The organism is Methylobacterium sp. ME121, assembly GCF_000974725.1.
In the GTDB taxonomy this organism is placed as follows: domain Bacteria; phylum Pseudomonadota; class Alphaproteobacteria; order Rhizobiales; family Beijerinckiaceae; genus Methylobacterium; species Methylobacterium radiotolerans.
Genome location: NZ_BBUX01000003.1, coordinates 237,613 through 251,654, shown reverse-complemented (window position 1 = coordinate 251,654; position 14,042 = coordinate 237,613). Strand labels below are relative to the sequence as shown.

The following is a 14,042-nucleotide window of genomic DNA, read 5'->3' as shown; positions in this document are numbered from 1 at the left end:
CAAAACCGGAAAACTCGCACTCACGCCGGACCAAAGCGATGGGGGGACGTCAGCTCGCGCGACTGATCCGCCAGTTGGCTGGCTGCGCCCACTCGGGCTTTGCCCCACACGTAGCCTCATACCAGCTGAGCGCGGAGGCGAGCCGTTGCACCAGCTCCCGAGCGAGCCCGCACAAGTGCCGACGCGGAGTGACAAACATCCACGAAGGAATGATGTTATGCTCCAAGCGAGGCACCTTCGCAGGTGGCTGCGATGCACCTGCGATCGAAGGAACCTGCGTGGTCGGGCGTTCCAAGAGTCATCTGACGAATATGACCGGCGCGGAATTCCGTTCGCGCCTCCGTGAGCTAGGGCGAACGGATGCAGCATTCGCGGAGGAGGTCGGCAGTTCAACTCGCAGCGTGAGCCGATGGGTCAGCGAAGGGCCACCGCCCGAAATCGCCTATCTCGTCGACCTCTTGCTGACTCTCGAGTTGCATATCGGCGCACCCATTTCGCCGGAAGGAGGTGCGGGAAAGGACGCTTTTGATATCGTGTTCGACGACATGCTTGCGCGCGCAGCTATAAGTGGCCGAAAATCCGAATTGATTGCGAGTATGCGCCGCTGGTTAGAGCACCAATATGTCAAGATGAGCAGAAGTACTACTGGTGAAAGTTAGCATCTCGCAGTCGTCGATCGCACGCGAACGCCCGCGACGTCTCGAGGTCAACGGGAAGACGGACGCACCGTCCAAGCTGGTAGCCGTCTTCCCCCAGCGGCTGGCCGCCGCACGTCGGTCCTTCAGTTGAGCTGAGAGTTGCTCAACCCGGTTGCAGCCGTTGAGGCGTCATTTCGGGCAAGCGGCGGGAGACTCATTCCTCGGCGGCGGGATCGCGGGCCGAGCGTCCTTGCTCCAGACGTGCTCGCGGAAGAAGTAGCTGTCATGGTCGCGATTGCCGACAGCCTACCTAAGCATGCCCGGAAGCTGATCGAGCAGCGGGAACGCAAGCGGCCACTCATACCCTGCGCCGGCACAATCAAGGCTGTCGCGAGGCCTTGCCATCAGCGATCACGCGCACCGTGGTGGCACACCCACCAAGTGATCGGCCATGAGCCTAACGATCGTCTCGGTTTCAGCTGCAAACTCCGTCATTTCGCAACCACTGGCCCCATTCTCCGGAGCGAGCCCGCTGGTTCCGTCGAGAGAAACCGCGCCGCCTTGCGAGCCGTACTCCTGAGAGGCTGAGGAGCCGCTTCCAAACGCAAGCGCGGGCTCAATAGATGGAGAGCTGGGCGGTCCATCGCCAAGGTCCAGGCTCGACTCCCACAGCGCGCCGCTTGCTTCGGTCTGGATCCGCCAGAAGATGGCCGAGAAGGCGCAGCGAAAAATTCTGCGGGCTCCCACTCCGATTTGCCCGTTGCGCCTCCGATAGCACCGATCCCGAGCAGCGTGGACAAGTCGCTCATTACATCAGACGGCTCAAGCGGTTACAGTAACAACCGGTGACGGGCATCCCCATGATTCACAGATCCGCCAGAAGCGTTCATTTGGTGGTGCGCCATTTTGTCTATACTGTATCCATGCTGGTATTTCGGGGCCGATCGGAGGCAATGCCGCCGGATGTCGGATGTTAATGATGGCAGCTGGCTCGCGATGATTGCCGCCGCGATGAGTTAATGTCTCGCCGATCCGTGCGTTGCCGGTGCGAGCTGAGCAGGCATGGAGGCAATCAAGATGGACCCAATCTCCCCAGCTGAACTAAGGAACGAATTTGGACGGAAAGCGAGTCGTCACAGTTTTGTATCGATAAAAAACATGCGGCCGATCAGATATAATCAGCGCTGGCACCGTGATGCCCTTGTCCAACTATCCCTTGATCCGTCTGTGATAGCATTCGAAGCCGAGTCCGAGCCGCTCCCCCACGAAGTGCTGAACTTGATCGTTACCATTTTGGGCGGGCAGATGCGTGTTTCCCTCGTTCGGGACCACACCAACAGCACTGACTCAAACCAAGCGAAAGACCAGATAAGAATCAGCAGATCGACGATTCTGCGGGAGCCAAGAGCGAGTAATGCAAGAGCAATATGGGCCACTCGAAAGAGCATCGTATCTATCGGAGACAGAGTGAGAATTTTAGGAAAGCTAGATGCTGCGCCGAATGGCCTCAAGTTGGCGGAGTTGCTCGCATGCATCTCGACGTCACGAGTCGACCCAGTCGATGCAATCCTTGCTCTTGTATGCCAGGGCTTGGTCACTCTCGATATCGAGAAGCCAATCGCACCAAGCACAACCGTCCGACGTTCCTTGAATCCAAGATCGGACTGTGGACCCAAGACAGCTTTGAAGTCCTAGCTCGCGTCCTTGAGTACGGATAATCAGCTGATTGTTCCGGAGCGGGGCCGATCCGAATGTGTCCGGAGCTTTTGGAGGGCAGCGGAGATCAATCGTCCATGTCCATCCAAGCCACTTGCCACCGCTGTCCAATGCTCTACAAAATGCCGAGGATTGCTCTTCGTCTCCGCCTGAGGGAGCGAACCCAGATGTCGAAACGACGTCGAGAGATTGAGCAGCTTGAGGCTGAAATCGCTGCCATGGAGCAGCAGGTTCAGCAGATCGCTTCTAAGCGAGCAGTCGCAGTACTGCGTATGAGAACGCTCGAAGCCATGGAATTTTTCGAGACCGCGGCCGTTCCACATCAGGAGCGACAAGGGCATTTACCTCTCATACCCATCAATGGCGACATGCGAGGTGGTCCTTCTGAGCAGCGAAGTCGGCCGATAAAGGGAAAAAATACTACGACTGCACCCACTGACAAGAAGCGGTTGGTTGATAGAGACAAGCTGGCTGAATTGACGCGCCAACTGTGTCCAGCGCGTCAAAAAGCCGTGCTTCTGGTCGTCGAGATGATCGAAGCAGCGTATCCTTCAAGCGTCACATCTGCGGAGATCAATTCTCGATTCGCTGAAGATGGGACCGTCTCGATATCCGTGCTTGCGAAGTGCAAGACGGCTCTCCATCGGTCTCAGCTCGTGTCATTTAGTCGGGTAGATCAGAGGTGGTCCATCAAAGGAGCGCCAACTGACTCCGAGTCGCCAGGTTTGGCAATCGTGCCAGCATGACTGTGCAGCGGAGGAAGCATGAATTCACCGGCTTACAGCTGGGAGGCCGCCGGAAAGGTGGTGCGCAATAGCGCAAAGCGAAGGCGCGGCCTTTTGGGCCGCGCCTTCCAGGTGCGAATCTCAGGCTAGCAACCAGCTTCGCACCTCCAGACACTTTCGATTCGTCTGTTTCGAAGCCCCTGTGGCAAGCAGGGACTTCGACCGACACTCTGCAGGTACCATGCCGCTGTAGCAAGCAGAGGCACGGGCCGAGCGCTGAGACTTTGGCATTTTTGACGTCAAAGGCAAGCCTCTCCCCTGTGGGATCGGTCGGTACTGGGCGGTCGACGGCTTTCAGCACGCGCCCCTGTGTTCCGCGGGCAAACAGCTCAGCAGGTTGGAAGGCCCGTCCATCCGGCTCCCAACCTTGGATATCGAGCGCGGCGAAGTGGGTGCCGGACCGGCCCCCGCCAAGAGGTGTCATCGACTCCCTCATGCATCGAGCTCGCGTCGTGTTGGTCCGTAGCCGTTCCTCAAGCCGTTCCGGGGCGCGGGCAATAACGGCAGCAGGCACAGCACGGCGAGCAGATGGCGCGCGGCTGAGTGTGGATTGGCAGCAGTAGACGAAAAATTTTCCCTGTAGAAATAAGCATATTTATCGGGCCAAGCGACTGAACTGCCGATCGCAGAAGGAGAGGTTTAGTTTATCGGAGGAGATGTCATGTTTCAACCTCGTGTATTTAGGAGCGCTGACAAAAGAATACTGCATAAATCTGGACCCGAAAAAGTCTGGGAAAGCCTTGGTCCGGGCGTAGAGGTATTCAGATATCCAACTGGCGAACCCGTACGGCGGATCATCACTCAAGGTGGCTCAAGGAAAGTTGGCGGGTTCTACTCGTGGAAGATGATGAACCACACCGTCTTCGAGTCTGTGACCGAAGAGCGTTGCAGCATGCTGATGGACGTTCACTCCGCCGTTGACGCATTCTACGCCCAGCCTGAAACCATCCGCGTTACGGGTACCGAAGGCAATTCCTTCGAGTACACTCCGGACTTTCTAAGCATTTTAGGTGGAACAAGGTTCCGACTTGAGAATAAGCGTGCTTGTGATCTGTGGCCACCGAAACCGGCCGACCGCTACGACGAGTCGGGCATCCGGAAATGGGAGAAAGCCGCACTTGTGCGCGCTCGCCTCCGTGCCGTGCGGCAAGCCTACACACGCTGCGGCCTACAATGGAAATTGGTCTTAGACCTTCATATCGCCAACATGGCTGCACCGGAGGTAGTGGACGAACTGGTCTCACATGGCGGACGTCCGATTAGTGAGGGGGATTGGCGCCGCCTCCGGGAACATATTATCGCAGCCGAAAACGCCACGACGCTGGATGCCGCGTCCGCTGTTCTGCGTGAAGCAGAGGACCCGCGGGGGACGGTTCTGGCGCGTGTAAGTGAGGGCCTCCTCGGGATCGATCTCCACGAAATCCCTAGAGACGAGAGCCTTGTCTTCCTCACCGGCAGACGGAGGGACGAGGTATGACGGACGTCATGGAAGCGGACCTGAGCAGCGAAGACTCAATCGAGCCGGTCACCATAGATCATATTGTACCTGACGATCTTGAGGTCGGGGCTTTCATTATCTACGAAGGAAGGCCGTTTAGTTTCCTTCATAAAGATGAAGGGTGTGCGCCACTTATTTTCAAATCCGAAACCGGCCCTCCTCGGCTGATTGAGCTGCTGCCGACCGAATATATTCACAAAATTGCGCTCGGCGAAATAAAAAGGCCTGGTAGAAAAAACATCGCCGGACTAAATGCAGAGCCTGAGTCGTATAGGCATGACGAGAAATTTGAGGCGCTTCCTAAAAAAGCGCGAGAAGTTGCAGGATTGAAGGATTTATATGTCGAAGAGTTTGCGCGCAGGATCCGAGACGCCGAAGAACGAGGTGAGAGGTTCGCGCGAAACGAAACGAATGCATTGATTGTTCGCGAAATCGTAGATGCTGCTCTACCAAAGGACGTTCATCCACCGGCCATGCGATCGGCCCGCAGCATTTTGCGTTGGTTGCAGAGATCGGAGCTTAAGAAGGGCTCTCCGATGGCGAACGTCCACGGCAACTACCAACGTCCATACAACCGTAAAATATCCCAACGTGTGCTGGACCTTATTGCCACGATCATTCGTGAACAAGCCGACACTCTACCTCATGCCTTGCGGCCAGGTATTATCCGCGGTCAAGTAAACACCAAAATTAAAGAAATAAATTTGGAGGAGAGTCTCCAAATACCGCCAGTAAGAACAACAACTGTGACTTCAGAGTTCAATCGTTACGACGGATGGATACGGCTTGCAGCTACAAAGGGTAAACATGCGGCGGACTTGGAATTCGGTGCCGTCGGAAAACTCGTCCGGCCAACACGTATCAATCAGCATTGGGAGCTTGACCATCACTCGATCGACCTCATCCCCATTTTAGGAAGCACAGAACTCGGGCAAATGTTGTCAAAATCGGCGTTAGGCAGATTGGACATAACTTTAGCGATAGACGTTTACTCGGGCTATCCCGTTGGATTCTACCCGTCTTTCGAAGGTACTGGTCTGCTGCCTTCTTTGATGTGCATTGCTCATGGCGTTCAGGAAAAGACCTACGTGGCTCAACGCTTCCCGCATATCAGCGGCTCACTGCTCGCACATGGCAAGCCTACCAAGGTCCGGTTCGATCGCGCACGGGAGTACGTCGGCAGACAGATGGCGAGATCTCTCCGCAGAGTTGGAATTGGCTTCGAGCTGGCGCGACCCAGATTTCCAGACGATAAACCATACATTGAACGATTTTTTGGAACGCTCGAGAATGATTTCGTCTCTTGGCTTAAAGGAAGAACCGGATCAAGCCCTCGTGACAGGGGTGCTGCAAACCCCGCGAAGGAGGCGGCTATTGAACTAGATGATTTCGTTGCGCTTCTGCACGAATATTTTATCACTGTTTACGCTCGCAGACCCCAAAGAGGTCTTGATTGGGAAACCCCGGAGCAACGCTGGCTGCGAGGTCTGCGAAACTATAAGCCTAGGCTTCTGACTCCTGATGAACAAGCTCGCGTAGACGTTCTTGCCTCCATTGAGGTAAAGGTGAACGCTGGCCGGGAGGGGATACAGTGGCGCAACAAGCATTATCAATCCCCGGAGCTTCAGAGCATCCGCCGTACGTCGGGTAATTTCGGAGTTCGCAAAAACTCTATGACTCCGCTGATTGGCAGAATTTCACTACGAGACGTCGGCGTTATATTCGTGTCCGTTCCTAATACTGATACTCCCTCAGAGATTGCTGTTCCCTGTACCGCAGCGGCAGCACACGGCAGGACTGTTTGGCAGGACGAAGTTGTACAGGCGCTTCTTCGCCAGAAGAAAAAGAATCCGCAATCGAAGATCGACTATGAGGATGGATTTTCGGCGCTGTTCCGCCGGTCGATTGGATGCATGGGCATCAAAACCGACAAAGCCTCGAAGCTTGGTTCATCTCGCGGTGCAGTTACCGCTGCACGATTTACCGGCGTGATGGTCGACGGCGTATGTAAACATGCTTTGACGCGTCTGGTTCGTGACGGCACTGCGCTTGATCTGTTCGGCCAATTGGCGGCGCAAGATAAAAGCCAGGCGGTCTGCGAAGAAAATATAAATGCAATAAATACGGATGATGAGGACATCGTCGATATCTACGATGACATGCCTGCCGATGAAATAGATATGAGCGATCTCCTCGGTGAGGAGGATTGAGGTGGCAATATTCCCTCACGAGCTTCCGCACAAGAAGCGGCTGGATTACATAGACAGGATCTTTATACGGCATGATGCGATCAAGATCGCCGCACAGGCTCTCCAGCACCTCACGTTCGCTCCGAATCGGCGCAGGGAAGGATCCGTAGGATATATACGCGGATATTCACGTTGCGGCAAAAGCGAAATTCTAAAACGTCACATCGAAGAACTTACTGGCACACAGGTCGGAAAGGGGCTTCAGCGGCTCATCGAAGGCAACGGCCATTTGATCGTTTACCTCGAGCTTTCTGCCGGGGAAACACCGCTAGGTGTTGCGACCCGATGGTTGCGCCTCTTCGAGGATTTGCGTGTGAGCGCACGGGGCCGCAGGTATGAGCCGCCCCTACGTGAGCGTGACGCGATTCAGCGCGCTATAGATATTTCCAATGACAACAACGTCACGCTTGTCGCGCTCGACGAGTACCAGAATTTGTTCAGAAGTGGATCTTCTGCGGCAGTCGATGCAGCCAGAAGTATGCTCATAACCATGCAGAATGCAGCAACGTTTCCGATCGCAATCACCGGTTCTCCGCTCCTAGAGGAATTGTTCTCGCGACATGAGGCAGTTAAGGAACGTGCGGGTCCAAGAGTACTCTTAAAGCCGCTGCCGTTCCGTGCGCGGAAAGAACAAATTGCGTTCGCTAGTGTAATTAAAAAATTTGAAGACAAGCTACCGTTCTTGCAGAAGCCGGGATTGTCGACGAAGGATTGGTTACAGTCGACATTTTTTGCAACGCGCGGCCGTCTTGGGCGGCTCACCCTGCTCACTCGCGCTGCGACTGATTTGGCATTCGCCGATTGCGCTGAGGGAACGATGCCTTCGACGTTGTCTATCAAGCATTTAAATCAAGCTTTCGATCTACTTCATGGCGACGATCCTACAATGAATGGCGTAAATCCTTGGGTCAAAGATTTCCAACTTCCCAATATTCCGCTGTCGGTCGAGGACGCAATGCGCATCAATTTGGACGATAGGAAGCGACGCAAAGGAAGGACGCTTTACGATGAGTGACGTGCCTCCTTCAGCGGCGCGGCTGCGTCGAACCGTACAAGCACAACCTGGGGAGGACCTAAGAAGTGTAGTCGTGCGCTACGCTCGGATAAAACGTATATCGGTCGAGATGCTTCTGCGTTTTGGCCTGCAGGTAGACGCGAATAGCTTAGCTTCTGTCCCGCTTCGCAGATACCAACTCGAGACGTTTGCGGACCTTGCGGGTCTCGAGCTGCAAAAGCTTGCAAATGATGCATTTGCCGAAGGTAAGAACGGCTTTGAGCTTTTCGGTCAGGACGCTGGCTTGGACGTCATCGAGCCACATCGGCGGCGAGTGGCACCCGGCATGCTCAAATCGGATGGTATTCCCTGGATCAGGGCGCACTGGCAAGTCGCCTGCCTTCCATGCGATCCGGACACTGGGGAATGTTTTGTTCAAATCTGTCCTACATGTCAGAAGTCGCTTTCTTGGGTAGGAATCGAGAGTGTCTATCTGTGTCAAAACTGCGCTATCGATTTGCGTATGGTCGCGCCCCGGTACGCCTCAGAGAGGAAACAGGAGTTGGCCAAGCTAATGGTCGGCGTGCTGCGTCGCGACGCGAACGCCCTCACGCAGTTGCCGGCCATAATTGCGCATTCAACTGCCCGCGAGCAACTCGCCTTCTTCTCGGTTCTCGCCAGTCTATCCTTCATTGTCGCAGGCCGTATCTTGCCACATGGGGCATTTGCAACTTTCCGCGGCCTTGAGCTTGCGCTCGAATATCCCTCTTGTCTCGATGGCATAATCGCAGATATAGTCCGGTCTCATGAAGAATGTAGCATTAAATTGGGCTGGTTTGCGGCGTTCATGGAAGTACGTTGTCGAGTAAAATTGCTCCCTTCCGGAAAGCTTAAGCGATCGATGGAGAGGCGTATCTTTAGAATTATGGGAATTGACGAGAAAAACTACATGGTTGTTCGCAGGGTCAGGCCTGATTTTTCTTCGGAATCTTGGCGATCAATTTCCTTTAAATACCAGAGTTTCCTGAGAGGCGTCCCAGCCAATCGTGAACCGGAATCATTGCCCGTGGGCGTAATCGATATGCCGGGCCCATTTCAGTCTTGATTTTTTCAACAATTTCGAGTTCTGCGACTCTCCTGAGGCAGGACTCGGCTTCGTCTTTTCCTAATATCTCTCGTTCGATGTCGCGCATCGTCTTGTAATCATCCGAGATGAATTCCAGCAGGAGTCTCACTCCTGGGTGGTACAATGCCTTGAAAAACAGATCTTCCCGCGCAAGTTGAGAGATCATGTTGCATTGTGGACGGCCGGATGCGTCGTCGAAAATATTAAGCTTGCTCGTATTTTGATTTGAGGGTTCCGCGCGAGTGCTACGGCGGGGCGGCTGCGCGGGTGATGCCCTTTCCATGTCCCACTCCCTCGAAATCAGTCTCTCAACTGCTGCAACATCAGGTGCGGAGTCGTGATGTGAACAGGCTCGCCGCGCCGAATCCATATGTCCGAAATCTGGCTAGAGCGTGCGTAGCTACAGCTGTTTAACCGTTCTGCGCTCGGTGTCTATCGGTCGGTTCAATAAAGCTGGCTTTCACCCTGTCAATGAGGAGCTATCGTGCGGTCGATCCAGTGTCAGAATATTTGTTCGAACTGCTTTTTGGTGTCAATTCGCCGGCATTCGGTGACAGAATAAGAGTGTCGTCGGCGGTGAGATCGCTTGAGAGCTCAGATTATTTCGGTGCCAATTTATTCCGAGCCCGACACGGGCTTCGCACAGGCCGCCATCGTCGGCCGGTTCGAGGCCGGACCCGCCGCGATCCGGGTCGAGGCTTGAAGGGGGGGCGATGCCACCTCGTGACGCGCTCGCCGCTCCGATGCTGCGCGACAAGGTGCACGGAGCGTCCTCGGCGTTCACGTCCTAGAGCCTGCTGCGCAAGGCGGGCAACGCGGCCTCGACACCGTGCCGAACCGGTGGTCGTCGCGGGCTTGATCGATCGGCCCGAGCGGGTGATAGAGGCCCTATGCGCGGGGGCCGTCGCGTTCACGGTCGGCACGGCAGTGTTGGATGGCGTCTTCCAGGCCCAATCGTCCGCGCTCGCCGACCAGTTCGAGGCCATCCGGGCTGCGCTCGCGGCCGCGTGGGGCTGCAACAAGAGCCCTCCACAGCAAGGAGCGACATCATGGACAAGGTCAACCTCGCGAAGGCGTTCAGCACGTTCTCGGACCACTGGAGCCCCAAGATCGCCGGCGACCTGGGCGACTTTCAGGTCAAGCTCGCCAAGTTTAGGGGTTCCTTTCACTGGCACCAGCACGACCAGGAGGACGAACTCTTCCTCGTCGTCGAGGGTCGGTTGCGAATGAGCTTCCGCGACCGGCCGGCGCTTGATCTCGATCCGGGCGAGTTCATCATCGTCCCTCACGGGACCGAGCACTTGCCGGAGGCGCTCACCGACGAGTGCCATGTCGTGCTGTTGGAGCCGAACACCACGCTGAACACCGGCAACGTCGAGAATGAGCACACCATTCGCGAGCTCGGCCGGGTCGCCTGATGGGGCACGACCCGCATTCGGTCGAGGATCTCTGGGCGCTGCTGCCGCAACTGCGTGCGGCGCGCTGGGGGACCTGGCGCATGCCTTCGACGTGGACATTCTCCACCGCTCGAGCTTCGCCCCGGCGCAGCGGACGGTGATCTACCACCAAGATCCCGGCGTGGGCAGCAAGAAACACGGCTTCCTTGCCGAGGAGTGGCGATTGCAGGGCCAGTGGGGCGCGCATGTCGACCCGCCAGCTCAGTTCGTGCGGGTCCCCCGCTTCCTGCATCGGATAGCGGTGCAGAGCTGGTCTTTCCGCTCGTCGTGTCGATCATCGGCGAGCACACGGTAACCGATCCGGATTACCGTGCGAGGCTTGAGGATGTCCGAGCCTGGGAAGGACACAACGGACCCATGCCGGCGGGCGCCTTCGTCGCGCCGCGGACCGACTGGTCGCGTCGCTGGCCCAGCCAGGAGGGCATGCTGAACCGGCATGTGGCCGGCATGTGCCACTTCCCGGCTGGAGCCGCGACGTTCCTGCCTACGTGCATGAGGAACGAGACATCACCGCTTCCGGGTATGACACCACCGATACCGACCCGGACGTGATCGTCAGCGGAGGCGCCGTGTTCTTGGAAGCCTACGCTCTCGGATTGCCCCGCCGGCAGGTCGAGCTGACGGTCAATCTCGATCAGGTGCACATGTGCGGCTGTCTGCCGGTCGCGAGTTGGCCAAAGATGAAGCAGAGCGCGGGCTTTCCCGCACGGATTTTCGCCCTAATGCCGGCCGCCGGCGATAGCGACCTGCCAAATCGAGCCGGCCGGTCCGCGGAGGACGTGGGGCTGAGCCCCGCTCGGATCGGATGACGCTTTGGCTCGTCGGGCTGGAAGCACCGTGCGATCGGGAGGCCGGCTTGAAGCCACCCCGATTGATCTCGTATCGTTGCATATCGCGCTTCAGGTCAACGAGCTTGGAAGCATTCGGTGCGCCGCCGAGGTACTCGGATCGCCGGCGTCCGTAGTGAGCCGTCGAATTCGTGCGCTCGAGGACACGCTGCCGGTTTCGCTGTTCGATGGGTCGGCTCGTGGCGTAGAGCCGACGATCGCCGGGCATCGGCTGCGGAGTGCTGCACGGTCCATCATCGTCGATTCCGAACACACGGTTCGTTCCGCACTCGCCCTCGACATAGATCGAATGGGATCGCTTCGGGGAGCTGGTCGCAGCCATCGCCGCGGGACAAGCGTGTCAGCTTCTCGACGCGTACAGCCCGACTCATGCAAGTATCGACAACGACCATACGGACGGCCTACTTGGGTTCAGACTTGATCACGGTCCGCCAACTTCGCCAATGCTCGGCGAAGCGAGCCCGCATTTGCCTCGCCGAGACGAGCCAAACACTCCGCCTGCATGTGCTCCCACAGTGGAACGGTTTCGTCGAGACGGGCACGGCCCACCTCTGTTAGGTGAACGCGCCGGGCACGCCGATCGTCCGGATCGGGTTCGATCGTGATCAACCCACGCCGCTCGAGCAGCTTGATGTTGGCCGTGAGCGTGCTTTTATCGAGGGCAAGCTCATCGGCCAATTCACGCATCGTCGGTCCGTCAGCACAGGCGAGCACGGTGAGAAGTGTGAACTGCCAGTTCGAAAGACCGACGGCTCGGAACGCCGCGTCGAACTCGCGCCCGATCACGCGGGCGGCGCGCTGGACGGCGACGCAGATGCATGCCTGCTCGATGGCTGCAGCCGCGACGGGGGTCAGCTTGAAGGACGAGGGCACGTCGTGGTTCCAAACGGAAGCTGGTTCTAGGATATAGATCGAGCGAGCGCTCATGCGAGCCGCCGAGCCGGACCTCCAAGAAGTTTGATATCACATCATGTGCGCCGGCGCACGTGCCGCGGACGAAAATGGTTTTATATAAAACTTGTTCAACGAGCGGCGCCATTCGCCGCCTCGAATCAATCGCGGCAGAGACCCGCTCAGGCTCGACGGAGATCCAAGATGTTCATGCGCACGATGTCAGCGTTCACGGTCGCGTTTGCCTTGACCGCCACCACGCTGCCGGCCGCGGCCCAGCAGAGCCGCACCTTCACCGCCTGGGGCCACGAATTCGTCGCGCCGGAGATCGACCCCCGGGAGATCACGCCCGCCGCCCCGAACGGCGCGGGCCCTGCCCCGTTGCGCAGCAACGGTCGGACCACCGCCTACACCGCCTCTTCCGGACAGCCTGCGACCACGGCATCGACGGCTCGGAACCCGACGCGAGCCATCGACGTCCGGGGCGCCCGCTTTGAAGTTCCGGCGCGGTGATGCGTCGTACCCTCTCCTGGACGGCGAAGGTGCATCTCGTCTCCGCCGGCACAACTTCGCAATAGAAAGCTCGATTCCCATGTCCAATCACTCTCTTGTTTCCGGCCGAAGCGGCGCCTTTGTCGAAGTCGGTCCGGCTTTGACTGCGATCGAGCGGTACGGGGATCACCTGACCCGAGCGGCGCTCTACGGTTCGCTCGCCGTCATCTACGCTTGGTTCGGGGGAATGAAGTTTACAGCCTATGAAGCGGAAGGACTGGTTCCGCTGGTCGGCAACAGCCCGCTGTTGAGCTGGTTCTACAGCATCTTCAGCGTGCGTGGCTTCTCGGCTTTCCTCGGCGTGCTCGAACTCAGCATCGGCGCCCTCGTCGCCGCGCGGCTCGTCAACCCCAAGCTCTCCGCGCTCGGCGGTCTCCTGTCGGCCGGCCTCTTCGTCACGACCCTGAGCTTTATGGCGTCGACGCCCGGTGTCGCCGCGCCGGAGCTCGGCTTCCCCGCCATCTCGGTGTCGATCGGTCAGTTCCTCCTCAAGGATGTCGGCCTGCTCGCCATTTCGCTTTGGATTGCCGCCGACTCGCTCAAGGCGATCCGTCACCGTCGCGACTGATTTGTCGCCGGCCTCGGATACCGACCATTAATGAGGAGACCCACCATGCAACGCATCGCTTCCATCGACCCGGTCACGGCGACCGGTAGCGTCAAAGATCTGCTTGAGGGTGTGAGAACGCAGCTCGGTGTCGTACCGAACCTTCACAAGGTCCTCGCGCAGAGCTCGGCCGGCCTGGAAGGCGTGCTGGCCTTCTCCGGTGCTCTCGCACGGGGTACGCTCGATCCCGCGACGCGCGAGCGCATCGCGCTGGCCATTGCGAACGTCAACGGCTGCGACTACTGCAACGCCGCCCACACGGCGCTCGCCAAGCACCGCAAGCTGGATGAGGCGGAGATCGCGGCCAACCGCACAGGCCGCTCGACCGACGCCCGCGCGGATGTGGCGGTCAACTTCGCCCGCAAGATCGCGGTCACCCGCGCCGATGTCGCTGAGGACGACCTCGCGGCTTTGCGCAGGGTCGGTTACACGGACGCGCAGATCGTCGAGATCGTGCTTCATGTCGCGGTCAACGTGCTGACCAACTACGTCAACGAGGTGTTCAAGACCGAGGTCGACTTCCCGCATATCGGGCCTGCCACGCGCATCGCGGGCTGACGTCGAGCGGAGCCGGAGCCTCGGCACATGGGCTCTGGCTCCGTCGTGGGAGTGCGGATCACCGCCGTGGGGCGCATGAGCTCCGTTTCGACGCACTCTCTTTAACCGGACCGTCATTCATTT

At 58.0% G+C, this 14,042-nt stretch carries 14 protein-coding genes; 13 read left to right on the top strand and 1 reads right to left on the bottom strand.

The window, feature by feature from the left end:
• Positions 1–188: 188 nt before the first annotated feature.
• From ME121_RS33295 to ME121_RS33260, 10 genes are all read left to right on the top strand, one after another.
• Positions 189–659, top strand: a complete 471-nt coding sequence (locus ME121_RS33295) for a hypothetical protein (protein ID WP_139239579.1) — start codon at positions 189–191, stop codon at positions 657–659.
• A 1,862-nt stretch (positions 660–2,521) separates the two neighbouring features.
• Positions 2,522–3,100 (top strand): ABC transporter C-terminal domain-containing protein, encoded by a 579-nt coding sequence (locus ME121_RS33290; RefSeq protein ID WP_139239580.1) that lies wholly within the window; start codon positions 2,522–2,524, stop codon positions 3,098–3,100.
• Between the two features lie 700 nt (positions 3,101–3,800).
• Positions 3,801–4,616 (top strand): hypothetical protein, encoded by an 816-nt coding sequence (locus ME121_RS33285; RefSeq protein WP_139239581.1) that lies wholly within the window; start codon positions 3,801–3,803, stop codon positions 4,614–4,616.
• Positions 4,613–6,847 carry a TnsB C-terminal domain-containing protein gene (locus ME121_RS33280; RefSeq protein ID WP_081948797.1) on the top strand — a complete coding sequence of 745 codons (2,235 nt, stop codon included), beginning with the start codon at positions 4,613–4,615 and terminating at the stop codon, positions 6,845–6,847. Before ME121_RS33285 ends, ME121_RS33280 begins: the two co-directional genes overlap by 4 nt.
• 1 nt (position 6,848) lies before the next feature.
• Entirely contained in the window at positions 6,849–7,901 is a 1,053-nt protein-coding gene (locus ME121_RS33275; protein WP_179696867.1) for an AAA family ATPase, read from the top strand.
• Positions 7,894–8,985 (top strand): hypothetical protein, encoded by a 1,092-nt coding sequence (locus ME121_RS33270; protein ID WP_139239620.1) that lies wholly within the window; start codon positions 7,894–7,896, stop codon positions 8,983–8,985. The genes ME121_RS33275 and ME121_RS33270 overlap by 8 nt, the downstream gene beginning before the upstream one ends.
• Positions 8,986–10,055: 1,070 nt before the next feature.
• The gene (locus ME121_RS04845) at positions 10,056–10,424 is read left to right on the top strand and encodes a cupin domain-containing protein (protein WP_059408428.1); all 369 of its coding nucleotides are present in this window, start codon (positions 10,056–10,058) and stop codon (positions 10,422–10,424) included.
• Between the two features lie 54 nt (positions 10,425–10,478).
• Complete coding sequence (locus ME121_RS33265) at positions 10,479–11,015, top strand: cyclase family protein (RefSeq protein ID WP_353806844.1); 537 nt, start codon at positions 10,479–10,481, stop codon at positions 11,013–11,015.
• Positions 10,952–11,272 carry a hypothetical protein gene (locus tag ME121_RS04840; RefSeq protein ID WP_059408427.1) on the top strand — a complete coding sequence of 107 codons (321 nt, stop codon included), beginning with the start codon at positions 10,952–10,954 and terminating at the stop codon, positions 11,270–11,272. The genes ME121_RS33265 and ME121_RS04840 overlap by 64 nt, the downstream gene beginning before the upstream one ends.
• A 28-nt stretch (positions 11,273–11,300) precedes the next feature.
• Positions 11,301–11,732: a LysR family transcriptional regulator gene (locus ME121_RS33260; RefSeq protein ID WP_179239981.1), complete on the top strand. Its 432-nt coding sequence runs from the start codon at positions 11,301–11,303 to the stop codon at positions 11,730–11,732.
• Here the strand turns inward: ME121_RS33260 and ME121_RS04835 are convergent.
• Positions 11,723–12,184 carry a MarR family winged helix-turn-helix transcriptional regulator gene (locus tag ME121_RS04835; RefSeq protein WP_043378308.1) on the bottom strand — a complete coding sequence of 154 codons (462 nt, stop codon included), beginning with the start codon at positions 12,182–12,184 and terminating at the stop codon, positions 11,723–11,725. The genes ME121_RS33260 and ME121_RS04835 overlap by 10 nt on opposite strands.
• Before the next feature lie 222 nt (positions 12,185–12,406).
• Here ME121_RS04835 and ME121_RS04830 point away from each other — a divergent pair, with 222 nt between their 5' ends.
• The 3 genes from ME121_RS04830 (at position 12,407) to ME121_RS04820 (ending at position 13,919) form a co-directional block, all read left to right on the top strand.
• A complete protein-coding gene (locus ME121_RS04830; protein ID WP_043378310.1) occupies positions 12,407–12,715 on the top strand; it encodes a hypothetical protein in 309 nt (102 codons plus the stop codon).
• Positions 12,716–12,794: 79 nt separating this feature from the next.
• A complete protein-coding gene (locus ME121_RS04825; RefSeq protein WP_043378313.1) occupies positions 12,795–13,322 on the top strand; it encodes a YkgB family protein in 528 nt (175 codons plus the stop codon).
• Between the two features lie 45 nt (positions 13,323–13,367).
• Positions 13,368–13,919: a carboxymuconolactone decarboxylase family protein gene (locus tag ME121_RS04820; RefSeq protein ID WP_043378316.1), complete on the top strand. Its 552-nt coding sequence runs from the start codon at positions 13,368–13,370 to the stop codon at positions 13,917–13,919.
• Positions 13,920–14,042: the final 123 nt, after the last annotated feature.

Coding starts and splice junctions, on each gene's coding strand:
- ME121_RS04820 (WP_043378316.1), top strand. CDS start 13,368: ATGCAACGCATCGCTTCCATCGACCCGGTCACGGCGACCGGTAGCGTC.
- ME121_RS33270 (WP_139239620.1), top strand. CDS start 7,894: ATGAGTGACGTGCCTCCTTCAGCGGCGCGGCTGCGTCGAACCGTACAA.
- ME121_RS04830 (WP_043378310.1), top strand. CDS start 12,407: ATGTTCATGCGCACGATGTCAGCGTTCACGGTCGCGTTTGCCTTGACC.
- ME121_RS33285 (WP_139239581.1), top strand. CDS start 3,801: ATGTTTCAACCTCGTGTATTTAGGAGCGCTGACAAAAGAATACTGCAT.
- ME121_RS04825 (WP_043378313.1), top strand. CDS start 12,795: ATGTCCAATCACTCTCTTGTTTCCGGCCGAAGCGGCGCCTTTGTCGAA.
- ME121_RS33290 (WP_139239580.1), top strand. CDS start 2,522: ATGTCGAAACGACGTCGAGAGATTGAGCAGCTTGAGGCTGAAATCGCT.
- ME121_RS04845 (WP_059408428.1), top strand. CDS start 10,056: ATGGACAAGGTCAACCTCGCGAAGGCGTTCAGCACGTTCTCGGACCAC.
- ME121_RS33280 (WP_081948797.1), top strand. CDS start 4,613: ATGACGGACGTCATGGAAGCGGACCTGAGCAGCGAAGACTCAATCGAG.